This is a genomic window from Pseudophaeobacter sp. TrK17, assembly GCF_042192375.1.
Taxonomy (GTDB): Bacteria; Pseudomonadota; Alphaproteobacteria; order Rhodobacterales; family Rhodobacteraceae; genus Pseudophaeobacter.
The window spans coordinates 726,780-749,710 of the sequence record NZ_CP071700.1 but is presented as its reverse complement, the minus strand read 5'-3'; the positions used below and the strand labels follow the sequence as shown (position 1 = coordinate 749,710).

Below are 22,931 nucleotides of genomic sequence, written 5' to 3'. Positions count from 1 at the left end.
TTACCCCGTCAATCCACCCGCCAGCACGGTGACGGCACGGCGGTTTTTGGCATAGCAGCTTTCGGCAGAACAAATCTCCAGCGGGCGTTCCTTGCCGTAGCTGACCACTTGGATCCGTGAGCCGGCAATCCCCTGCGAGATCAAATACTCCCGCGCGGAATTGGCGCGACGCTCCCCCAGGGCCAGGTTGTAGATCCGCGTCCCCTGTTCATCGGCATGGCCCTGAATGGTGACGGTGTAATCTGGATTGGCCGTCAACCAGCGCGCCTGGCCTTGCAGGATGGCTTCCGCTGTGGGGTTCAAACTCGACTGATCCACCAGGAACAGCACACGGTCCCCGATGGTTTCTTGAAAATAGGCGGGGCTGGCCGGATCCAGGTTGGAGCCAATGCCGCCAGGACCGCCTGCGCCGCCCGCTCCGGTATCGTCCCAGGAGGTGTTACTACAGGCTGAAAGCCCCAAGGCCGCAACAAGCACAAATGCCTTCTTAAAACCGCTCATGACAGTGTCTTTTCCTTTGGTTTCTTAGCCCTAATCTATCACAGAGATTGGGCCGATTCTATGCAGGTCTTCCAGTCTTGCGTTTTCATGCCGGTTCGCCCTTTGACCACCGGTTATTTTTGCAACGGTGACCAGGCCGGGTCCGAGGCACCATCCGGGGTGCGCACCGGTTTCAGGTTCCGCCCCAGAATATCCACCGAATACAGCAACGCCCGGCCATTGGCCCCCTGGGTTTCGCGGGTGAACATGATCACCCGGCCATTGGGGGACCAGCTGGGCCCCTCATCCAGGAAAGAGGCCGTCAGCAGGCGCTCTTCGCTGCCATCCAGCCGCATCACACCAATGTGAAAGCGGCCTTTGCTTTGTTTGGTAAAGGCAATCAGATCTCCACGCGGCGACCAGACCGGGGTGCCATAGCGCCCCTTGCCAAAGCTGATCCGGCGCGCTTCACCACCACCTGCCGCCATGACATATAGCTGCGGCGTACCCGAGCGGTCGCTTTCAAAAACAATCTGGCTGCCATCGGGCGAATAGGACGGCGCGGTCTCGATTGAGGGCGCATTGGTCAGACGCTGACGCGCCCCGGTGGCGATATCCATGGTATAGAGATCGGTATTGCCGCCCTCGGCCTGCGAATAAACCACCGTATTGCCATCAGGCGCAAAGCGCGGCGCAAAGCTCATGATGCCCTTGTCTGCCGACAACACCCGGCGCTGCACCTTGCCCACATCCAGCACATGGATCTGCGGAAAGCCGCTTTCATAGCTGGTATAAAGCACCCGGTCGCCAGTGGGCGAGAACCGCGGCGCCAGCACCAGGGCGGCGCTATTGGTCAGATACTGCACGCCTGCGCCATCATAATCCATAATCGCCAACCGTTTGCGGCGGTCGTTTTTGGGGCCTGTTTCGGAAACAAAAACCACCCGGCTGTCAAAATAGCCGCTTTCGCCGGTGATCCGGCTATAGATGGCATCTGCCACCTTATGCGCCATGCGCCGCCAGCCATCTGTGGTGCCGTTGAATTGCAGGCCCGAGCCCAGCTCCTTGTCGGCAAAGACATCATAGCCGCGAAACCGCACGGTCAACTGCTTGCCATTGACCGAAACCGAACCGGTGATCAGCGCCTGGGCATTCACCGCTTTCCAGTCGGCGAATCGCACCGGCGCGTTAAAATCACTCACTGTGGAGATATGCGCCGAAGCGGGAATTTCGCGAAATAACCCGGTGCCGCTGAGATCCGCCGCGACCACCCGGGTGATCTGATTGGCCAGTTCGGCCGCTGCCGGGGTTTCGGGCAGAAAATTGGGCACCGCATAGGGCAAGGGTTCGATCACCCCATCGGTGATTTCGATCCGCAGCGGCCCGTCCTGGGCCTGGGCTGCGCTGCCAGTGGTCAGCAGGGGCGCCGCCACAAGAAGAAGGCTTGCCAAAAGGCCTGTCAGGGTGCGCCTCATGTGCGTCGCGTCCTTTCCGAGGTGAGTATCAGTGCGGTCTATCGGGGCAGTATCGGGGCTTGGGGGTGTCAATGCAGGGGGAAAATCCCCCCTCCCCCTGTCATAGTCGAGCCCCGGCCGAGGCGTGATCAAATTTTGGTGTCTCATTTGATGCGCATCTTTTCTGGATTAAAGGTCATGACGATGTCCCGCCAATGGTCATATTTGTCGCTGGGCAGTTTAAACCCCTTGGCGCCACAGCGGATGATTGCCCGGCGCGCCGCCTCATAGGCCTGTTTGGCCGCCCCGGTTGAGCCCCCGGTGCTGGAAACCATGCGGATGGTGCCGGTTTTGGGCCGCCCGTCCGGATCCAGCGAGACCGAAACCTCGACCGTGGTTTTCAGCGCCTCGGTGGACAGCGAGCCGACGTTCCAGCATTTGGAGACCGAAACCCGCAGCGCGTCTTTTTCCCCCACCGTCAGCGGCGGGCCAGCGGGCTCTGGTGCTGCCACCTCGCCACCACCTGCAATGGCCGCTGCCAAAGCATCCTCAATCGCTGCGGACTGGTCCTCTTCTTGCGGCGTCGTTGGCGTGGCCGGTGTGGGTTCGGCAACCTCGGCAGGGGTGACTTGCGGCCTGGGCCTTTGTGGCCGTGTTCTGGGCCGGACCGAGGTTACCGGCGCGGTCACAGGTGGCGCGGGCTCTGCCTCGTCGCTTTCATTGGCTTCAGTGACAATCCGGTCACTGGCAGCCTCGGGGGCGGTGGCTTCCTGCACCTCTTGTTCGCTCAAGGCGCCCTCATCCGGGCTCACTTCGGGCTGCACCAGATCGTCAATTGCCACTTCCTGTTCTGGCGCCTCCACCGGCACCGGGGCCACCCGGTCAGCCGGGCGGACCTGCTCTGGGACCACAGGGCTGGGAACAATCGCCGGGGCGTCCGTTGCCTGCTCGGGCGGGGTTTCCGGTTCTGGCAGCGTATCGGTGATCTCTGGTTCCGGCTCTGGCTCTGGCAGCGCCGCCACTGGCGTTTCCACCACAGGGGCCGGGGTGGCCTGCGGCGCAGTGGTTTCGGGGCGGGTTTCGGGCCGGGTTTCCGGGCGGACGGACACCTCGGGCGGTTCCTGCGCCGGGTCAGGTGGCGTCAGGTTGCTCGGGGTTTCGGTAACCTCAGGCGCCTGGATCTGCTGGCTCAACCGGGCGAACTCATCAGCCGAGATCACCGCAACCTCTTGTACCGGAACCGGCAAAGGCTCTGACGGCAGCCAGGCGCCAAAGGCAGCCCAGCCCACCAAAAGGCCGTGCCCCGCAAGAGAGATTTTGGTTCCGGTTTGCAGGCCCATAAAACTGCCTCAAGCTCCCGCTTATTGATCCGCGCTGCTGGCTGGCGCGCCTGTGGGGACGGGTCCAGCTGTCGGCTCGGGCCCGGCCACATCCGTCACCAGACCAACATTGGCAAAGCCGCCTGCGTTCAGCGCCCCCATCACCTGCATCACCTCGCGGTAGGAAATCCCGCCATCGGCCCGCAGATAGATGCGCTCAGAGCTGCGTTCTGCCGCAATGGCGCGCAGTTTGGAGACCAGCTCAGTCCGCGCCACCGGCGTTGTCTGGATCTGGATCTCACCGCCCAGGATCATCGTCACAGTCAGCGGCTCTTCCTGCTCACTTGGCAGCGCGCCCGCCTCGGTCTTTGGCAGATCCACCGGCACGCCAACCGTGGTCAGCGGCGCCGCCACCATAAAGATGATCAACAACACCAGCATCACATCGACAAAGGGCGTGACGTTGATTTCGGCCATGGGCCGCGCCCGGCCACGCCGCCGCCCACGCCGCCGCGTCTCCGAAGAGTTCTGTTGAACCGCTGCGCCCATGGCTCAGGAATCCAACTGGCGGCTGAGGATGGTGGCAAATTCGTCGGCAAAAGCCTCGTAGCCACCCAGAATACGATCGCTGTCGGCGCTCAGCTTGTTGTAGAACACCACCGCCGGGATCGCCGCCAGCAGGCCAAGCCCGGTGGCCAACAGCGCCTCGGCAATACCGGGGGCAACCACCGCCAGATTGGTGCTTTGCTGCTGCGCAATTTCGATAAAGGCAGTCATAATGCCCCAGACCGTGCCAAACAGCCCGACAAAGGGCGCGGTAGAGCCAACGGTGGCCAACACCGACAGCCCGCGCTGCAGGTCTTCGGTCTCTTTGGCAATGGCCACATCCATCGAGCGGTCAATCCGCGCCTGAGCGCCGGGAATAAGCCCGCCATCGCTGCGATGGCTGCGCCGCCATTCCGCCATGCCAGCGGCAAAAATGCGCTCTGAATGGCCCGAAGGCTCCGGCCCCAATTGGTCAAACAGCCCATCCAGCGGCTCGCCGGACCAGAACGCCTGATCAAACAGCGCTGCCCGGCGGCGGGCCTGACGGTAGTTGATCAGCTTTTGCACGATAATGGCCCAGGACCAGATCGAGGCTGCGGTCAGCAACAGCATCACCAGTTTCACGGTAAAGGTGGCCCGCGCGAAAAGACCCCACATGGAGAAATCAATCTCCTGCGCCAGCGCCAGAGTTTCTGCTTCCATTTGCCTGCTCAATTCTCTGCCGGATCGCTCCGGTCTTACGTATTTGCCGCGCGCCCCAGTTCAGGAGCCCCGAGACGTTCTGCTTGTTGCCATCACTCACGATCAGCCGTCTGTTGCGGCCTTATTTACAGGCACGCTAGCGGAGTTCAGCCGTAAAAGCCAATCAAACAGTGCACAAAGGCGGTAATGTTACAGCAATGCGCGAATCTCTGCCGGAAGCCGCGTTGGCCGCCCGGTTTCAGAAGAGATACACACCGCCGAAACATGGGCCCGAAACAGCGCAGTTTCGCCGCGTTTGACCAGTTGCCCCATATTCAGCCGCGCCGGTGTCAGTTTGGTCACCTCGGTCTCAATCAGCAGCTCGTCGTCGTATTTTGCAGGCGCCAGGTAATCCGCCTCAATCCGCTGCACCACCCAGATCACCCCGGCATCGCGCATGGCGTTTTGATCATTGCCAAGGCCACGCACCCAGTCGCTGCGTGCCCGTTCAATGAACCGCAGATAGTTGGCGTGATAGACGATACCGCCCATGTCTGTATCTTCGTAATAAACGCGGACCGGAAAGGTATGGATCATTGGGTGGTGCTCCTGTGGTTCCCGGCAACCTAAAACAGGCCACCGTGCGTCAGCAAGATGATTGCGCAGCTCTCCCGCGGGGCGAGGCCATTGACCCGGCGCCTTGGTCGCGTAGACTATCCCAGCAGCCTTTTGACCGTTCGTTTTGCGGCACAAACCTCAAGCCTGCGTTTTTCTTTTTATGTATAGGTTTCACAATGGGTACAAAATTCATCGATTCATCAGCTTGGAAAAAACTTCTCAAAACGCATAAACTGCGCGACACCTCCCTGGCCCCTGCCATGTCCTCTTATTGGGATTGCAAACCTCCTGCCTATGAGGGGCGGCTGATTGCCTTGGAAAAAATGAAGACAGGTGCCACCAAGCTCAGCAAAGACGCCAAGTACAAAGCCGTCGCCGAGGTGGTAGAATTCCTCGGTTATCTGCTTAAAGATATCGAAGCGGAGCTAAAAGTCACCAAACGGGACAAGGCCAAACACGAAGCCAAGGAGAAAAAGCTTGGCGCGCGCGAAGTCGATCTGCAATTCGTCTTTGTAGATTTTCTCGGCTCTCCAATGCTCAGCCAAAAGGCATTTATCGAAATCAAGGCCCCCGGGCGCGACGACATCACCCTGTCAAAACCGGTCAAGGGCGGGGTGGTCAGTTTCAAGGGCATAGAAATCATGCCCGTCGGCTCGCTGCGCATCATGACAGTATCAACCGGAAAGGCCTCTCATATCTCCAGCGGCGTGACCACTTATAAGCTGGGAACGGCAAAAAATCTGACCGTCAGGTGTGAAGAAGACTCCAAGATCAGAAAGATCTCAGCCGGTAACTCTGCTCAGGTTGCCAAAAAGATCGGCAGCAAAGCCACCGCAGGCGCTGACTTTAAAATTCTAAAAGTCGGCGGCGAAGTTTTTGTAGAAGGTGAGACCGTGACAGCGGGCAACAAATCCGTTTCCTGGGAGGTGCGGGTGCCAACCGGCGCATTCAAGCTGAAAGTAAAGTAGCACTTGAGGCGACCTGTCGGATCGGGTGGACGCGCAAACAGGGCGCTGCGTAGACCGCAGCCCCTATCCCTGAAGTCGCGCAAACAGCCGCAGCGCATGGGAGAGGTCATTGGCCGAAGGCGGCATCATCCGGTCATAGCCAGCCGCAATGATGGCTGCTATTTCGGGGCGCAGGATGGTCGCGCCAGTTTCTGGCAGGATGGCCAGCGGCGAGGTCTCGGCAAAGGCCTGATCCCCCCACAGCAGGATAACCTGCGCCGCCTGGCTCAGCGCCAGGGTTTCAGCTGGCAGTTCAGCCATGGCCCCCTGCATGCGCAAAAACACAAAACTGGCCTGAATGGCGCCGGTGTCATCAAAACGAAAGGCGCGATACTGGCTGGCGTCGGCCGCTTGCAGCCGCGCCACCAATGGCGCCAGATCCGGGATCAGGCGGCCGAGGTCGGGCACATCCAGCAGCTCTTCCCAGTCGCGAAAGAAAAAGAACATCAGGTTGGAGCCAAGCTCCGGGTCGGTTTCCGCCATCGGATGACCCGCCAAGGTCGCCACGGCCTCAATCGCCCCCTTCACCACCGTCAGTGTCTCCTCCTGCACCCCAAATACGATGGGCGCGATGGGACGCCCCCAGCGGGCAAACCCGTAGGAGCCATCGCTGCGGGTAAACAGGGCTTGGATTTCTTCCGGGGTCAGGTCCAGCGACATGGCGGCACTCCATCAGATTAGGTATATGAGATACAAGCGGGTTGCCGCTCTATGCCCGCCGCAGCGCAAAACGGCAAGCCCGCTCAGCCGCGCAGGCAGCCTGCCCCGATATCGGCCCAGACCTGCGGGTCAAGGAGGCCGCAAGGCCCCGCGCAGCGGCCTGTCCTTGAGGCGCCAGCTGCAAAACAATTGAATGCGGCCTCACGGGGCAAACCCGCCCCTTGAGGCCTTCTCAGCAACTCAAACCCGTTTCTTCAGGTCCCGGCCTCCCTGGCGCGTTGTGTTTACTGGCCCAAAAGAAGCCTTCGCATCAGCTCCCTGCCAACCCGCACAGAACAGATCGAAGCCCGGCAAATCTGCCATCTCATCTTCCAGAAAACGACGCGAGGCGGTACCGCCCCCCTGCCAAATCACCCTGCCTGCTGGTGACCGTGCTGCCTCTCAGCGCCTGTGACGTCCAAACACCAAGGCCACGCAAACACCAGAGACACGCAAATTGACGTGTCTCGCATGGGGCAATTGCGGTTGCTTAGCCAAACAGATCCGTCGCGCGCGGCGGCGGGGCGATGCCCAGATGGGTCCAGGCCTTCTGCGCCAACATCCGCCCCCGCGGGGTGCGCTGAATCAGTCCTTGTTGCAACAGATAGGGCTCAATCACATCTTCCAGCGAGTCACGGCTTTCACTCAGCGCCGCTGACAGCGTCTCGATCCCCACCGGGCCACCGCTGTAGTTTTCGGCAATCAGCCGCAAATAGCGCCGGTCGGCGCCATCCAGCCCCAACCTATCCACACCCAGCCGCGTCAGGGCCCCATCCGCCAGGTCTCGGGTGATGCGCCCATCGCCCTCGACCACCGCAAAGTCCACCACGCGGCGCAAGAGCCGCCCGGCGATCCTTGGGGTGCCGCGTGCGCGCCGCGCGATCTCACGGGCGCCCTCCGCATCCGCAGGGGTGCCCAGTTTGCGGGCATTGCGGCTGACGATCTCAAACAGCTCATCCACCGTGTAGAATTGCAAACGGGTGGGAATGCCAAAGCGATCCCGCAGCGGCGTGGTCAACAGCCCCATGCGTGTCGTCGCCCCCACCAGGGTAAAGGGCTGCAGCTCAATGCGCACGGTGCGCGCCGCCGGCCCCTCGCCAATCACCAGATCCAGCTCAAAATCCTCCAGCGCGGGATACAGGATCTCCTCCACCACCGGGTTCAGCCGGTGGATCTCATCAATGAACAACACATCCCGCGCTTCCAGATTGGTCAGGATCGCCGCCAGATCGCCCGCCTTGGCCAGCACCGGCCCCGAGGTCATGCGAAAATTCACCCCCAGCTCCCGCGCCACGATCTGTGCCAGGGTGGTTTTGCCCAGACCAGGAGGCCCGTGAAACAGGGTGTGGTCCATCGCCTCACCACGGCGGCGCGCACTTTCGATAAAGATCCGCAGATTGGCGCGGGCCTCAGCCTGGCCAATAAACTCAGACAGTCCCTGGGGACGCAGGGCGCGGTCGCCATCGCTCGCGCCATCCTCAGGAATCGGCTCGGGGCGCAGGGTTGGGTCAGCGTCGATCATCTGGGCCTCTCTGGGGTTGGCGACATGCTATTGTCTGGCCTTCTATTATCTGGCCTTTGGATCCGGTTGCGTCCGCACTCAGGGGCGGGCCTTCCGGTAACACGATGCACCTCATCCCTTTGGGGCCAGCAGGCGCAGCGCGGCGCGGATCAGCGCCGCCTCATCGGCCTCCGGGTTGTCACCCGCCGCCTCAGCCACAGCCGAGGCCGCATCCGCAGGGCTGTAGCCCAGATTGCCAAGCGCCGACAGCGCCCCGGCAGAGGCCGCCGCCGCGCCAGAGGGTTTCTTGGCGGCGGATTTGCGCGCGGGCTTTGGCGCCGCGGCGGCAGCCTCAACCGGCTCCACCACCGCGTCAAGATCAGGCCCCTCCATCGCATCGGGCAGGCTGCCGCCCATGGCCATGACGCCGGGGGCCTTATCCTTGAGATCCAGCACAATACGCTGCGCCGTCTTCGGCCCCACACCTTTGGCCGCTTTGACGCTGCCCCAATCCCCCAGAGCAATGGCGCGGCTGACCCCATCCGGCCCCAGGGTGCCAAGGATCGCCAGCGACACCTTGGCGCCGACCCCCTGCACCGAGGTCAGCAGCCGATGCCATTCCTTTTCCACCAGCGAGGTAAAGCCATAGAGCTGCATCAGGTCTTCGCGCACCACCATATCCGTATAGAGCGCCACAGGTTCCCCAACCCCCGGTAGCGTCATCATGGTGCGTTCGGAGCAATAGACCAGATAGCCAACTCCGCGCACGTCGATCAACAGATGGTCGCTGGTGCGATAGTCCACACGGCCCGTCAGTTTGCCAATCATGCCCGCACCTCCTTGAGCTGTCTTTGCTGGGTGCCACCGTAATAGGCGTGACAGATGGCAATCGCCAGAGCATCCGCCGCATCGGCGCCTTTGGGATCGCAGCCCGGCAGCTGCAGCTTCACCATATGGATGATCTGCTCCTTGCTGGCATGACCCACGCCCACCACCGTCTTTTTCACCCGGTTGGGCGCGTATTCGCCGGTTGGCAACCCCGCCTTGGCCAGGGTCAGCAGCGCAACCCCACGCGCCTGCCCCAGTTTCAGCGTCGCAACGCCATCCTTGTTCACAAAGGTCTGTTCGATCGCCGCCTGGGTCGGCTGATAGGCCGCGATCACCTCGGTGACCTGATTGTGCAGCGACAACAGCCGCTCGCCCAGATCATCCCCATCAGAGGTACAGACCCCATTTGCCACATGGCTGAGCCGACTGCCCTGCGATTCGATAACACCCCACCCGAGGTTGCGAAGCCCCGGATCAATTCCCAAAATGCGCATGTTCTGCCCGGCCTTTGCCTATGTGTTCAAAGTATTTTTCCACCAATTAGCACAAAAGGCGAACATCGCCAAACGCTTTCCCAGCGCTGCGCACAGCCCCTATGATGCCCCCGCAGCGACAAGACTGCGTGCAAACCCCCAAAACCTGTTCCAAAACCGACCCTTTGCCAAGGCAGCTGCGACATTTCCAAACACTGGGTAAAAAGGCGCAGATTAGCCTTATTTTTAAAGACCAAAGCTATGCTTTCCGCGCATAGGACGCATGCAATTTTCGCTACTTGCGCGGGCAAAATTTCCTCCCTAAATGCGCAAAATCGCATCAACATCCCGTTGCTGCAAAACAGTTCACTCAGATACGAAGGATGAGGATATGGCTGCTTTTGACACGACCCGCACCACCTATGGCTCCACCGGCCTGTTTGGCCGTATCGGCATTGCCTTTGTCGCCCTGACAAGCTCCGTAATGACTTGGAATGATGCCCGCACTTCCAAGAATGCATTGAATGCTTTGTCCGATCGCGAATTGGCAGATATCGGCCTGAGCCGCGCCAATATCGAAGACATCGCAACTGGCAAGCCCGTCTTCTAAGACGCACAGAAACGGTCTTATCGGTCATCCTGCGTTCTCCCCGTCAGGATCACACATCCCACCGCCGCGCGCCATCCTGGCCGCGGCGGTTTTGGTTTGCCCAAAGGCGCGGCACAGTCCCGCAAGACAGCAAAAAACCGCCCGGCAGAGCCGTAGCGGTTTAGAGGCGCGTTGAATATTCGCCCTGCTCGATCTGCACAGCCCAACCAGACTGGTGCTGTCAGACTGGCCCTCTCAGACTGGCCCGTTTTAGACTGGCTGTTGGCAGAGTGGTTGCTCGCGGACTGGCCAAATTCAAACTGGCCGAATTCAAACTGGCCAGGTTCAAACTAGCCGAATTCAAACTGGCCAGGTTCAAACTAGCCAGGTTCAAAACGGCCGGCAAGCGGGGCGCGAACTGCCCCGTCAGAGTATGAGAGCTTTAGCGCAGAATAGGCCCGGCCTGTTGCGCCGCCCAGACAGAGACTGGATCAGACTGCATAATCACCGCGCCCAGCTGCTCTATGGCGCTGCCCTCGGTCAGCTTTGCCACCCGTTCATCATAGGTGTCAAAGCCAAGAGCCGCCATCAGGAAGGCCTTGAACAACAGGAAGGCCGCGACAATCAGGATAAGGACTTTTCCGGAGGTGTTAGACCGGATTTTGCGGGGCTCGATTACAATCAGCCCGTCAGACTTAACGCGCGCAGTCGCACCCTGCGAAAAGCCAGCATGCTTGCTCTGCAAACGGGCCACACGACCCCGAAATTCTTGATGTTGAACACTCATAAAGTTGCTCCGAACTGGCCCCCACCAGCGGATAAAACTTTATAGAATCTTAACGATGTGATTCCAAGGGAATTACCTAAAATTAGGCATAAACCTTCGTAAAATCAGCCGTTTCGCTGCAAAAGCAGTGTGGTCCATTCACCAATCACATCGCGTCGCACAAGATTGGTTCCATTCTCGGCATAAACAGAAATGACGCTATCGGCCTGCTCGTTGAGAATGCCGGAAAGAATAGCATAGCCCCCGGGGCGCAGATTGGCGCAAAGATCCGGTGACAGCGCCACCAGCGGACCTTTGAGGATATTTGCAAAGATCAGATCATAGGGCGCCAGTTCTTTCAGTCCGGGGTGGTCAAAACCTGCGGCCTCCAGACAGGTGACAGCGCCTTCCATGCCATTGGCCTTGAGGTTGGCCTCGGCCACATCCACCGCCACTTCGTCAATATCGCTGGCGACAAAATCGCCCTGCCAGACGCGCGCGGCGGCCATGGCCAGAACCGCAGTGCCGCAGCCGATGTCGGCCACTTTGGCGCCGACAAACCCTTCTGAAATCAGATGGTCCAGCGCCTTGAGGCAGCCCAAAGTTGTGCCATGGTGGCCAGTGCCAAAGGCCATCGCCGCCTCGATGAGCAGCGGAATGCGCCCCTCGGGCACCGTATCGGCGTCATGGCTGCCATAGACATAGAACCGCCCGGCCTCTACCGGTGCCAGCTCGCGGCGCACATGGGCCACCCAATCGGTTTCCGGCAGCTCGGAGACGGCAAATTCCTTGGCGCCATGCAGCGTCGCCAGCAGGGCCAGCCCCGCCTGGTCCGGCGCTTCGGTGAAATAGCCGCCGACCTCCCATAGGCCCGATCCGTCCTCGACTTCAAAAACGCCAACCCCGGTGGGTTCCGGCATCAGGCTTTCCATCGCCTCGCCCAGAGCTTCGGCTTGGGGTTTGCCAGGCAGGGTGGTCAGGGCGGTAAAGGTCGGCATGTCAGATCTCCAGCTGCAGTGCTCTGCGCCTAGGCCCAAGGCCGCCAGAGGTCAAGAGCAGAGCCACGTTCCACTGCTCTGTGCGCTGTTTTCTACAGTCCGCACTGCTACTGGGCGGTTACTGGGCGGCAACGCGGCTGCGATATTTGGCAAAAATCGTCTCATTGCCCGGCGCCGGATGGCGCGGCACCAGACAGGACAGCCCCAAAGACACCAGCGCCATCGCAGCTGCCAAGGCAAAGACCAGCGAGGGAGAGATCACCCAGAGAAGCCCCAGCAATACCGGCAAAAAGACCGCTGCGATATGATTGATGGTAAAGGCCACAGCGGCCGTCGGCGCGATATCTGCCGGGTCAGCGATCTTCTGGAAATAGGTCTTCAGCGCCAGCGCCAGGGCAAACAACACGTGATCCACCACATAAAGGCAGGAGGCCAGCAAGACTCCCCAGCCAAACCAGTAGATGCCGCCATAGAGCGCAAAAACCAAGGCAAGGCCGGTGTATTCGATGATCAAGGTGCGGCGCTCGCCAAAAGCGGCCACAAACCGCCCCAGCAATGGCGCCAACAGAATATTGATCACCAGGTTGATCAGGAACAAGCCGGTGACTTCATGCACGTCAAAGCCAAAGCGCTCCACCATCATAAAACCGGCAAAAACGACAAAGATCTGACGCCGCGCCCCGGCCATGAACTGCAACAGGTAATAGAGCCAATAGCGCTGCCGCAGGATCAGCTTTTTGTTCTGCGGCGTGGGCGAGTCAAACTGCGGGTAGACCAGCAGGCACAGCATGGCAATCAGCGTGGTCACGCCGCCAGCCGCCATAAAGACCATATTATAGCTGAGCTCAAAACTCTCCCACAGCAGCACAATCGCCCCATACACCACAAAGGTTGCCGCCGATCCGGTGGCAAGCAGCCAGCCCAGCATCTGCGGCGCCCGGTCCTTGGGCAGCCATTGCAGCTGCAGCGACTGGTTCACCGTCTCATAATAGTGAAACCCGATCGAGCTGAGCAGCGTGATCATCAAAATGCCGCCCAGCGAAGGGAACCAGGCGGTCAGCATGGTGGCAATGCCCAGCATCATCAATGAGATCAGCCCAAGCACCTGCTCGCGGACGAACAGGATGATGGCAATCACCCCCACCGCCAGGAACCCCGGAATTTCGCGCACCGTATGCAACAGGCCAATATCGGCGCCGTCAAACTGGGCCACCTCGATGACAAAGTTGTTCAACAGGGCAAACCAGGCATTAAATGCAATAGGCATGCAGATCGCCATCACAAACAGCAATGTTGTCGGGCGACGCCACAGCGGCAGATCACGGGCCGCATCCAGGGAGAGAGGTTTAAACATGCCTTTCCTTTACGCCTCTTTTTCCGCCAGCGCGAGACCAAAGCAGCCGCCGCACATACTAGCCCGCATCGACGCGAGCTATGCGGGAGTTTGGGTGATGGCGTGATTTGAAGGGCGGCGTATTGTGGCGGTGTAAAAGCCAGCCAGAACCTCACAAGGAGCAATACGCCATGAAGAACGATACAGACATTCTGCCATTTCGCCAATCGGATTCGATCACAGATCCATTGACCGAGCTTGCGCGGGAAGGGGCGCGGCGCATGCTGGCGGAGGCATTGAAAGCCGAAGCTGATGCTTTTGTCGCCAGTTTCGCCGATGACCGACTGGAGGATGGCCGCCAACGGATTGTGCGGCATGGATTTGGACCAGAACGTCAGATCCAGACGGGGATTGGCGCACTGGATGTGCAGCGACCGAAGGTGCGCGACCGGAAGGCGACCCCTGATGCAGCCTCAAAAGTCCGCTTCACGTCGAACATATTGCCCAAATGGGCGCGCCGCTCGGTCAGTCTGGATGCGCTTTTGCCGGTGCTTTACCTGAAAGGTATCTCAACCGGCGATTTCCAGGAGGCGCTGTCAGCCATTTTAGGGGCTGATGCACCCAACCTGTCGCCCAGCGTACTGGCCCGCCTGACAGCGGGTTGGCAGACAGATTATGACAGCTGGGCGCAGCGAGATCTATCGGCTCGTCACTACGTCTACATCTGGGCGGATGGTGTCTATCTTCAGGCGCGGATGGAAGAAAATGCCGAGTGTATGTTGGTGATCATTGGCGCGACACCGGAGGGTAAGAAGGAACTGCTCGGCTTTCAGGTCGGCCTTCGAGAGAGCACGCAGAGCTGGCACGAGTTGCTGACTGACATCAAGAAGCGCGGACTGTCCGTCGCGCCCGAGATCGCGGTTGGCGATGGGGCCATGGGCTTCTGGAACGCGCTGGATAAGGCGTTTCCAAGCACAAAACACCAGAGATGCTGGGTACATAAGGTGAAAAATGTGCTGAACTATTTTCCCAAGCAAATGGGACCCGGCGTGAAGTCGGATCTGGACAACATTCAGCACGCCGACACCCGTGCTGCCGCAATATTTGCCTTGGATACTTTCAAAGACAAATATGGCGTGAAATACGAAAAAGGTGTGGCCTGTCTGATCAAGGACAAGGACGCGATGCTGGCATTCTTCGACTTCCCGGCCGAGCATTGGGGCCATCTGCGCACCTCGAATCCCATCGAGAGCGTCTTCGCAACGGTGCGGCATAGAACGGTGCGCACCAAAGGCGCACTCTCGCAAAAGACCGCAAAACTGATGGTCTTCACCCTCATCCAGTCCGCATCGAAAACATGGCTGCGCCTCAAAGGCAGAAATCAGTTGCCAAAAGTCATCGAAGGAATCAAATTCAACGACGGCGTCGAAGTGAAGAATGACGCCAAAAACCGCGCCGCCTGATGACGCGCGTCACCCAAATTCAAGCATAGCTCCATCGACGCACATAAAAGGGCCTACAGTGTTGGGCATCGCAGAAGTCTAAAACACCGACGTCCACAGGGCCACGCACGGGCAGCGCGCCTATGACCTAAATCAAATCACAAATCAGAATGTGTGTATATAATACGGCATTTACTTCTTACGGAGGCTAGGGTCATGGATCTGCTTATTCTCATCGAAATCCTGGCCGAACGCCTGGGAGAAGCGCCTTTGGCGGGGCTTTTTGGTCTGCTGACCGGCGTGACCTTTGGCGTCGCTGCCCAGCGCTCTCGCTTTTGCCTGCGCGCTGCCACGGTAGAATTTGCCCGCGGCGGCATGGGGGATCGCATGGCAGTCTGGCTGCTGACCTTTTCAACCGCCGTGGTCTGGGTCCAGGGTGCCGAGCTCCTGGGGCTTATGCGCAGCGCCGATGCCCGCATGATGGCAGTGCCCGGCAGCTGGTCCGGAGCCATCATCGGTGGTTTGATCTTTGGTGTTGGCATGGTGCTGGCGAGGGGCTGTTCCGGTCGCTTGCTGGTGCTGGCTGCCACCGGCAATCTGCGCTCTGTTGTCTCTGGCCTGATCTTTGCCGTGGTGGCACAGATGAGCCTCTCTGGCATGTTATCGCCCCTGCGCGACAAAATCGCTGCGCTCTGGGTCACCTCAGGCGGGCGCAACATGGATCTGTTGGTGGAAGCAGGCCTGCCCAACTGGGGCGGGCTGGCGCTGGGGCTGGCAATTGCGGTTGTCGCTCTGGTGCTGGCGCGCCGCAGCCAGATCAGCGCCTCCCGACTGATTTTTGCCTCCGGGGTCGGCTTTGCCGTGGCTCTGGGCTGGGTGCTGACCTACGGGCTGTCGCAGGTGGCCTTTGATCCGGTGCAAATCGAAAGCGCCACCTTCACCGGCCCCTCCGCCCATACCCTGATGTTCTTCCTTGATCGCAACGCCATTCTGGAATTCGACATCGGCCTGGTGCCCGGCGTGTTCATCGGCGCCATGCTGGCCGCCTGGGCCGCCGGAGAGATGAAGCTGCAAGCCTTTGACGATGCCGCCACCATGCGCAAGGCGATGATCGGTGCGGTCCTGATGGGGTTCGGCGGCATGCTGGCGGGCGGCTGCGCCATCGGTGCCGGGGTGACCGGCGGGTCAATCTTTGCCGGCACCGCCTGGCTGGCGCTGTTCTTTATGTGGGTCGGCGCCATGGCGACGGATTTATTGGTCGATCAGCGCGGAGCGCAACCAGCCACCTGATCACCTATCTGGATTGCAGATAGGCGAAACGCTCTGCCAGCAATCCAGAAATTTTCCTGGCCTCCCCACGTTCCAGTTCCAGGCCAAACCCCAAGGTAAGATTGCCATAATCGAACTTAACGCTGCCGTGCCTAAAACCAGAGAGGATCCAAGGCGGCTGTGATCTGCCAAAAGACGTCGATGGAGCCTCATCTACCGCCCGCAAATCTGTGATGTAGTCTGCTTTACAGCTCCTGCTGCGCTGAAAGACACCAATCTTGCGCGCAATCTCGATACCCTGAGAAGTCACTGTCACAACCTCTTTTCCGGCCAACATCCAAGCAACGAAACTTATCGCAAACATGCCACCCACGGTCCATGTGCAAAGCCAGAAAATCAAGAACAGCCCCCCAGATCCAGCCGAGCCCGACGCTAAGGTGGTAAAGGCCGCGATCCAGCCAAAGGCCCAGCCGCAAAGCCAGAATGACAAAAACAGCGCTATTAGGATTCTCCGCCTGGCCGGCACCACAATGCGCAGGCCTTCCGGTGTCTCATAGACGGTAGCTCTGCTCATGTTGGGATCGAGAAAATCTTGGTTCATCAAAGGGCCTAAATACCTTTCCTAGACGGGAATTCACACTTCACCCACGCGTTAAACAAGAGCCAGCCGCTGTGGTCAACGCGCGAGAATGGGAGGTTCAAAAGAAATTCTGCGGGTCGATATCAATGCTCAGCCGCAGATCGCCCTTCATGCGAAAGGGCTGGACCCAACGGCTCAGCGCCTCCTGCAGCGCCACACCCTTGGCCGCCTTGACCAGTAGCCGCACCCGGTGGCGACCGCGCACCCGGGCAATGGGCGCCGGCGCCGGGCCATAGAGCTGCGCCCCCACCTGGCGCAACGGACCATCGTTGCGCGCCAGCGCATTGCCCAGATCAAAAACCTGCGCCAGATCTGACCCCGACAGGATAATTCCCGCCATGCGGCCAAAGGGCGGCACTCCGGCCTCGCGGCGCTGCGCCGCTTCGGCGCGCCAGAATTCCTCTTCATCGCCGGTCAGGATGGCGCGGATAACCGGATGCTCTGGTTGAAAGGTCTGCAACAGGGCCTCACCGGGGCGTTCCGCCCGGCCCGCCCGACCCGCCACCTGCCGCATCAATTGAAAGGTGCGCTCCCCCGCCCGCAGGTCTGATCCCTGCAGGCCAAGATCCGCATCAATCACCCCCACAAGGGTCAGCAGCGGAAAGTTATGCCCCTTGGCCACCAGCTGGGTGCCTAGGATAATATCGGCCTCCCCCGCTGCGATCTCCTCAATCCGCGCCTTCAGCGCCCGCGCCGAGGCAAACAGATCCGAGCTCAGCACCGCAATGCGCGCCTCAGGAAACAGCGCTGCCGCCTCCTCCCCCAGACGTTCGATACCCGGACCGACCGGCGCCATCTTGCCCTCCACCTGACAGGAGGGACAGACCTCGGGCACCGGCTTGGTCTCGCCGCACTGATGGCACATCAGCCGTTTCATAAACCGGTGTTCCACCATGCGGGCATCGCAATTGTCGCAGGCCACCTGGGTGCCGCAGGCCCGGCAGATCGTCACCGGCGCAAAGCCACGCCGGTTCAGAAACAACAGCGACTGCTCACCGCGCTCCATCCGCAGGGCCATCGCCTGCCTCAAGGTCGGAGAAATCCAGGTGGCCGGCGCCAGATCCTCAGCCCGCATATCCACCGCCTTCATGACCGGCAGCACCGCCGTGCCAAAGCGCGCCGTCAGATCAACGCGCTTGTACTTTCCGGCCTCCGCATTGCTCCAGGTCTCCAGACTGGGAGTGGCCGAGGCCAGCACCACCTGCGCCGAGCACATCGCCGCGCGCAGCACCGACATATCGCGGGCGTTATACAACACGCCTTCTTCCTGCTTGTAGGCGGTGTCATGTTCCTCATCGACAATGATCAGGCCAAGATCGCGAAACGGCAAAAACAGCGCCGAGCGCGCCCCGATCACCAGCTGCGCATTGCCCTGGCCGACCATGCGCCAAACCCGGCGGCGCTCGGTCATGGTGGCACCGGAATGCCATTCTGCCGGGGTGGCGCCAAAGCGCTGCTCCACCCGTTTCAAAAACTCTGCCGTCAGGGCAATTTCCGGCAGCAGTACCAGGGCCTGCCGCCCCCTGCGCAGACAGGCCGCCACCGCCTCCAGATAGACCTCGGTCTTGCCCGACCCGGTGACGCCTTTCAGCAGGGTGGTGCCATAGCTGCCGCTCTGTACCCCTTCGGACAGGGCAGCGGCGGCGCGGCTCTGGTCTTCGGTCAGATCCTTGCTGGGACGGTTGGGATCGAGGGCCGGATAGGGCAGATCGCGGGGCGTTTCCTCTTCGCGCAGCGCCCCCTGCCCCACCAGGCCTTTGACCACCGAAGGCGTTACCCCGGCCATATCCGCCAGCTCCTTGGGCGTAAACGCCATGCCGCCGAACTCTTCCATCACCGCCAGCACCTTGGCCCGCGCCGGGGTCATCCGGTCCGGTTGCCCGTCGCCCAGCCGCAACACCTTGCGCATGGACGGCGGGTCCGACAGGCCGGGCGCGCGGGTGGCCAGCCGCAGCATCATCGACATCGGGGTCAGCGTATAATCGGCGGCCTTGCTCAGAAACTGGCGCATCTCATCGCGCATCGGCGCCAGATCCAGCACCCGGATGACACTGCGCAGCTTGGCCGAATCAAAATTGCCGCCCCCCGCGCCCCAGATCACCCCCAGAACTTTGCGCGGCCCCAGCGGCACCTCGACAAAGGCACCGCGAAAACAGCCGCCCTCGGGGGCGCGATAATCCAAAAGCCGATCAAGAGGTTGCGCGGTCAGCACCGCCACCCTGTCGCCCTGATGGAAAAATTCCTGCCCGCTCACCTGTACCGCCTCCAAACCTCGGGGCTTTTTAATGCCCGCGCCATGCGCTAAAGGCTAGCGCAATCCAGGCCAAACTTTCCCAAAAGGATCCCCGCCGATGAAATTCTTTGTAGATACCGCCGAAATCGACGCCATTGCCGAGCTCAACGACCTTGGCATGGTGGATGGTGTGACCACCAACCCCTCGCTGATCAAAAAATCCGGCCGCGACATTATCGAGGTCACCAAAGAGATCTGCGCCATGGTCACCGGCCCGGTTTCTGCCGAGGTCACCGCGACAGACGCCGAAACCATGATCGCCGAGGGCCGCAAACTGGTCGAGATCGCCGAAAACATCGCCGTCAAAGTGCCACTGACCTGGGATGGCTTGAAGGCCTGCAAGGTCCTGTCCGACGACGGCCACATGGTCAATGTGACGCTCTGCTTCTCCGCCAATCAGGCGCTGATCGCCGCCAAGGCCGGTGCCACCTTCATCTCGCCTTTCATTGGCCGCCTGGACGATATCAACCTCGACGGCATGGAGCTGATCAACGATATCCGCCAGATCTATGACAACTACGGCTTTGATACCGAAATCCTCGCCGCCTCGATCCGCTCGGCCAACCATATCCTCGACAGCGCCCTGATTGGCGCCGATGTGATCACCGCGCCCCCGGCCGTGATCAAGTCCCTGGCCAACCACCCGCTGACCGACAAGGGCCTGGCCACCTTCCTTGAGGACATCAAGGCAGCCGACATCAAAATCCTGTAGCAACAGCGCCAGGACTTTTGGGGTCGCCGGGATTTTCGGGGTCCGGGATTTTCGGGGTCAAGGGGCGCCACTTTGGCGCCCACGCGCCAGCGTGGCTCGCCCTTGACGCCGCAAATTCCCTGACAAAATAGATGCGGCGCGTTTAAGGGCAGTCCTGCCCTTAAACCGCTTCTCAGCCCCTTTTCCTTCTTTTTTGCGCCGGGCGCAGCCCGGCGCCCGGCGCAACTGGGGCAAGGGATCTTTGATCCAGCAGCCCTGGGCGGGAGCTCCCCTTTTGGGGGGGCTTTTTTTCGGCCTTTTCCCGCCCGTAACACATTTTTAGCCACTCTGTTCGAAAACCCGTGTTATAACCCGGTCTCAAAGCCCAACAGAGGTTCAAGAATGAGCAGCACCACAGCCAAACTAGACACGCCCCTGCGCGATGCGATTCTGGCAAAGCCAGACGCGGTTCTCGAAGATCAGGGCCTGATGGATGCCCTGGTTTCGGCCAATGAACGCGCCATGGGCTCCAATATCGTTGACCTGCGCGGCATCGCCATGGAACGGATGGAGGCCCGGCTGGATCGGCTGGAAGACACCCACAGGTCGGTGATTGCGGCGGCCTATGAAAACCTCGCCGGTACGAATCAGATCCATCGCGCTGTTCTGCGGCTGCTGGATCCCACCGATTTTGAGGGCTTTTTGCAGGCGCTCAATGGCGACCTGGCCGAGATCATGCGGGTAGATTCGGTTTCTCTGGTGCTGGAAACCCTGCAGGACGATGGCGGTGCCGCAGCCGCGCGCATGGGCGAGATGCTCAAGGTGGCCAACCCCGGCTTCATCGACAGCTATGCCGGATCGGACCGCGGCGGGCCAGCCCGTCAGGTCACTCTGCGCCAACTGCAGGGCGGCACCAGCCAGATCTATGGCGACAAGGCCGAATGGATCCGCTCCGAGGCCTGCCTGCGGCTGGATCTCGGTGCCGGTCGCCTCCCTGGTCTGTTGGTGCTGGGGTCGGAAGATCCGCATCAATTCACCCCGCAGCACGGCACCGATCTGTTGACCTTTTTTGCCGGCGTCTTTGAACGCGCCATGTGCCGCTGGCTGGCATGAGCCTGGCATGAGCCGCCCTGGCCTATCCCGGCGCCCCAGCGGCCTTGGATCTGCCGCGCGGCGCTGCGTGCCACCAAATTATGTGAACTCAGGTGCTTTGGCGCGGCCTATGCCGGGTGGGATGCTGAGGGGGGGGGGCCAAGATGAGCACGCCAGAGGTGCAGATGTTGATCTCTCCGGCTTGCCGTGATGCGCTACAGCTCTGGCTGCAGGGCATCAGTGCGCTGGACGGGGCTGCGGCCAATACCATCAGCGCCTATCAGGGCGATCTCAGCGGCTTTCTTGCCTTTATGACCCGGCACACTGGCGCGCCGCAGGGGCTTGGCGCGCTGGCGCGGATCACCACCTCGGACATGCGCGCCTGGATGGCACAGGAGCGCAACTCCGGCACCGGAGCGCGCTCGCTGGCGCGCAAACTCTCTGCGGTGAAAAGCTTTTATCGCTGGCTGGCAGACCGGGAAGGGTTTGAGCCCACCGCCGTTTTGGCAGCACGGGCGCCAAAGTTTCAAAAGAAACTGCCCCGCCCGCTGGACCAGGATGCCGCCCGCGCGGTTATTGAGACCGTCGAGCTGCAGTCCGGCACTGATTGGATCGCGGCGCGAGATGTCGCCGTGGTAACGCTGCTATACGGCTGTGGGCTGCGCATTTCCGAGGCCCTGTCCCTGACCGGCAAGGCCGCCCCCCTGCCGGCCAGTCTGCGCATTCTGGGCAAGGGCGGCAAGGAACGGCTGGTGCCGGTCATCGACGCTGCCCGCGAAGCCGTGCAGCGCTACCTCGCCCTGTCGCCCTATCCCAAAGACGACGACGGGCCGCTTTTTCGCGGCCTGCGTGGTGGCGCGCTGAATCCCCGTCAGATCCAGGGCGCCATGGCCCAGGCCCGGGCGCAGCTGGGGTTGCCTGCCAGTGCCACCCCCCATGCCCTGCGCCACAGCTTTGCCACCCATCTGTTGGAAGCCGGCGGCGATCTGCGCTCCATCCAGGAACTTCTGGGCCATGCCTCGCTGTCGACAACGCAGGCCTATACCGCTGTGGATACCGCCCATCTGATGGCGGTCTACAACCGCAGCCACCCCAAGGCCTGATCTGGCGCTTGGCGATACGCCCCGGACCTCAGGCTGATCGCGAATACTGCCCCCTCAAACAGGCCCCTCAAACTGGCCTGCCAAACTGGCCCGGAGATCCGGCCTGTTATAGTTTTTGGAACACACACCACGTAAAGGCCTGCGCCTGCCCCGTCGGGGTGCCATGGGCCTCGAGCCAGCTGTGCAGCAAATCATAGCTCTCCCCCAGCTGGCTCTGCAGCCCGTCGGGCGCACAGCCGGCGAGAACCACATGACCTTTGTGCGGCACCGCAGCCCCCAGGGCCTGCAGGTAAGCCTGGCGATCCTGGTCCTCGGTCAGAAAGCGAAACACCGCCCGGTCGTGCCAGATGTCCCACTGCCGGTGGGGCTGCCACCGGGTAACATCTTTTGCGATCCAGGCCACTTTGCGCCTGTCAGCACCAAGCCGGACACGGGCCAAGGTCAGCACGCGTTTCGACAGATCCAGAACCGTCACATCATGGCGGCGCTGCTCCACCAGGGTGCCCGCCAGACGAGAGCTTCCGCCGCCGATATCAATGATCGACAGGGCTTGGCCACCACAGAGCGCAATCGCACTCAAGGATGGCGTCGGGTCGTTCTGAAACCAGCTTACCGATTCGGTTTTCCGTGCCTCATAGATCCTATCCCAATGATACGCACCTTGCCCCATTAAAAGCCCCGTCTTTTGCTTGCTCTATGGCACTCTAGCAAATAAATTCCATTATTGGAATTTGATTTATGCAGCAGCGACCCCGGAGGAAAGGGGGCGGTGACATTGCTAAAATTCGAGATAAGTTCTGCCTCCGGCTGCATCTGTGGTTAACGCCTTGCCGCTTATCTGAAGCCTCCTCTTGCTCCAGAAAGGATGCTCAGTTGACTGTACAGACTCTTGCGTTTCATCCCGCCCCTGCTTGCCCCGCCCCGGCCCCGTCGCAGATCCACATTCCGCGTCTGCCCCATCGCATCCGCCGGTCCGATCTGCCCCAGCCAGATTCGCCCAAGGCAAAAATGATCTTGCTCGCGGCGCAAAATGAGGCCCACGACACGGTGATGATGGGCCTACAACGTCAGGAATACCCCACTTGGTTGCACTGAGGTCTTGCAGGCGT

General features: G+C 60.8%; 23 protein-coding genes and 1 pseudogene. 8 read left to right on the top strand and 16 right to left on the bottom strand.

All coding sequences use genetic code 11. From position 1 onward, the window contains the following. From pal to ybgC, 6 genes are all read right to left on the bottom strand, one after another. Positions 1-501 carry a peptidoglycan-associated lipoprotein Pal gene (gene pal / locus JZI28_RS03500; protein ID WP_295447621.1) on the bottom strand — a complete coding sequence of 167 codons (501 nt, stop codon included), beginning with the start codon at positions 499-501 and terminating at the stop codon, positions 1-3. Positions 502-614: 113 nt separating this feature from the next. Further along, on the bottom strand, positions 615-1,955 hold the full coding sequence (gene tolB / locus JZI28_RS03495) for a Tol-Pal system beta propeller repeat protein TolB (RefSeq protein WP_375699254.1): 1,341 nt from the start codon (positions 1,953-1,955) through the stop codon (positions 615-617). 143 nt (positions 1,956-2,098) lie between these two features. After that, complete coding sequence (locus JZI28_RS03490; protein WP_375700073.1) at positions 2,099-3,268, bottom strand: energy transducer TonB; 1,170 nt, start codon at positions 3,266-3,268, stop codon at positions 2,099-2,101. A gap of 27 nt (positions 3,269-3,295) precedes the next feature. Next, positions 3,296-3,802, bottom strand: coding sequence for a protein TolR (gene tolR / locus JZI28_RS03485; RefSeq protein WP_375699253.1), 507 nt, complete (start codon positions 3,800-3,802; stop codon positions 3,296-3,298). 3 nt (positions 3,803-3,805) lie between these two features. Further along, complete coding sequence (tolQ, locus tag JZI28_RS03480; protein WP_295447616.1) at positions 3,806-4,501, bottom strand: protein TolQ; 696 nt, start codon at positions 4,499-4,501, stop codon at positions 3,806-3,808. A 189-nt stretch (positions 4,502-4,690) separates the two neighbouring features. Next, positions 4,691-5,077 (bottom strand): tol-pal system-associated acyl-CoA thioesterase, encoded by a 387-nt coding sequence (ybgC, locus tag JZI28_RS03475; RefSeq protein ID WP_295447613.1) that lies wholly within the window; start codon positions 5,075-5,077, stop codon positions 4,691-4,693. Between ybgC and JZI28_RS03470 the strand changes: the two genes are divergently transcribed. Next, positions 5,077-6,066, top strand: a complete 990-nt coding sequence (locus tag JZI28_RS03470) for a hypothetical protein (protein WP_375699252.1) — start codon at positions 5,077-5,079, stop codon at positions 6,064-6,066. The genes ybgC and JZI28_RS03470 overlap by 1 nt on opposite strands. A 63-nt stretch (positions 6,067-6,129) precedes the next feature. On the opposite strand, the gene JZI28_RS03465 is transcribed toward JZI28_RS03470, so the two are convergent. The 4 genes from JZI28_RS03465 to ruvC form a co-directional block, all read right to left on the bottom strand. Further along, entirely contained in the window at positions 6,130-6,765 is a 636-nt protein-coding gene (locus JZI28_RS03465) for a hypothetical protein (protein ID WP_375699251.1), read from the bottom strand. Positions 6,766-7,294: 529 nt separating this feature from the next. Then, positions 7,295-8,326, bottom strand: a complete 1,032-nt coding sequence (gene ruvB, locus JZI28_RS03460; protein ID WP_295447603.1) for a Holliday junction branch migration DNA helicase RuvB — start codon at positions 8,324-8,326, stop codon at positions 7,295-7,297. A gap of 111 nt (positions 8,327-8,437) precedes the next feature. Further along, a complete protein-coding gene (ruvA, locus tag JZI28_RS03455) occupies positions 8,438-9,133 on the bottom strand; it encodes a Holliday junction branch migration protein RuvA (protein WP_297341471.1) in 696 nt (231 codons plus the stop codon). Further along, a complete protein-coding gene (gene ruvC, locus JZI28_RS03450; RefSeq protein WP_295447597.1) occupies positions 9,130-9,627 on the bottom strand; it encodes a crossover junction endodeoxyribonuclease RuvC in 498 nt (165 codons plus the stop codon). The genes ruvA and ruvC overlap by 4 nt, the downstream gene beginning before the upstream one ends. 370 nt (positions 9,628-9,997) lie before the next feature. On the opposite strand from ruvC, the gene JZI28_RS03445 reads away from it, so the two are divergent. Next, positions 9,998-10,216 (top strand): DUF1127 domain-containing protein, encoded by a 219-nt coding sequence (locus JZI28_RS03445; protein ID WP_348153072.1) that lies wholly within the window; start codon positions 9,998-10,000, stop codon positions 10,214-10,216. Positions 10,217-10,637: 421 nt separating this feature from the next. Here the strand turns inward: JZI28_RS03445 and JZI28_RS03440 are convergent, their stop codons facing one another. From JZI28_RS03440 to JZI28_RS03430, 3 genes are all read right to left on the bottom strand, one after another. Beyond that, positions 10,638-10,982, bottom strand: coding sequence for a hypothetical protein (locus JZI28_RS03440; protein ID WP_348153075.1), 345 nt, complete (start codon positions 10,980-10,982; stop codon positions 10,638-10,640). A gap of 104 nt (positions 10,983-11,086) precedes the next feature. Further along, entirely contained in the window at positions 11,087-11,959 is an 873-nt protein-coding gene (locus JZI28_RS03435; protein WP_295447587.1) for a 50S ribosomal protein L11 methyltransferase, read from the bottom strand. A 118-nt stretch (positions 11,960-12,077) separates the two neighbouring features. Beyond that, a complete protein-coding gene (locus tag JZI28_RS03430; RefSeq protein WP_295447584.1) occupies positions 12,078-13,313 on the bottom strand; it encodes an MFS transporter in 1,236 nt (411 codons plus the stop codon). Between the two features lie 129 nt (positions 13,314-13,442). Here JZI28_RS03430 and JZI28_RS03425 point away from each other — a divergent pair. Both JZI28_RS03425 and JZI28_RS03420 read left to right on the top strand, forming a co-directional pair. Continuing rightward, positions 13,443-14,755: pseudogene (locus JZI28_RS03425) on the top strand (IS256 family transposase); the annotation flags it as partial. Between the two features lie 195 nt (positions 14,756-14,950). Then, on the top strand, positions 14,951-16,024 hold the full coding sequence (locus JZI28_RS03420; protein ID WP_375699250.1) for a YeeE/YedE family protein: 1,074 nt from the start codon (positions 14,951-14,953) through the stop codon (positions 16,022-16,024). A 4-nt stretch (positions 16,025-16,028) separates the two neighbouring features. Here the strand turns inward: JZI28_RS03420 and JZI28_RS03415 are convergent, their stop codons facing one another. Both JZI28_RS03415 and JZI28_RS03410 read right to left on the bottom strand, forming a co-directional pair. Beyond that, positions 16,029-16,604: a hypothetical protein gene (locus tag JZI28_RS03415; RefSeq protein ID WP_375699249.1), complete on the bottom strand. Its 576-nt coding sequence runs from the start codon at positions 16,602-16,604 to the stop codon at positions 16,029-16,031. A 97-nt stretch (positions 16,605-16,701) separates the two neighbouring features. Then, positions 16,702-18,897, bottom strand: a complete 2,196-nt coding sequence (locus JZI28_RS03410) for a primosomal protein N' (RefSeq protein ID WP_375699248.1) — start codon at positions 18,895-18,897, stop codon at positions 16,702-16,704. A gap of 97 nt (positions 18,898-18,994) precedes the next feature. Here JZI28_RS03410 and fsa point away from each other — a divergent pair, with 97 nt between their 5' ends. The 3 genes from fsa to JZI28_RS03395 all read left to right on the top strand — a co-directional run bounded on the left by fsa (position 18,995) and on the right by JZI28_RS03395 (position 21,822). Then, positions 18,995-19,648: a fructose-6-phosphate aldolase gene (gene fsa, locus JZI28_RS03405; protein WP_295447571.1), complete on the top strand. Its 654-nt coding sequence runs from the start codon at positions 18,995-18,997 to the stop codon at positions 19,646-19,648. A 381-nt stretch (positions 19,649-20,029) separates the two neighbouring features. Further along, positions 20,030-20,740, top strand: coding sequence for a DUF484 family protein (locus tag JZI28_RS03400; protein WP_297341727.1), 711 nt, complete (start codon positions 20,030-20,032; stop codon positions 20,738-20,740). 143 nt (positions 20,741-20,883) lie between these two features. After that, positions 20,884-21,822 (top strand): tyrosine recombinase XerC, encoded by a 939-nt coding sequence (locus JZI28_RS03395; RefSeq protein WP_375699247.1) that lies wholly within the window; start codon positions 20,884-20,886, stop codon positions 21,820-21,822. Positions 21,823-21,928: 106 nt separating this feature from the next. Here JZI28_RS03395 and JZI28_RS03390 read toward each other — a convergent pair whose 3' ends face one another. Next, positions 21,929-22,492, bottom strand: coding sequence for a class I SAM-dependent methyltransferase (locus tag JZI28_RS03390; RefSeq protein ID WP_375699246.1), 564 nt, complete (start codon positions 22,490-22,492; stop codon positions 21,929-21,931). A gap of 203 nt (positions 22,493-22,695) precedes the next feature. Between JZI28_RS03390 and JZI28_RS03385 the strand changes: the two genes are divergently transcribed. After that, a complete protein-coding gene (locus tag JZI28_RS03385) occupies positions 22,696-22,917 on the top strand; it encodes a hypothetical protein (RefSeq protein WP_295447561.1) in 222 nt (73 codons plus the stop codon). Positions 22,918-22,931: the final 14 nt, after the last annotated feature.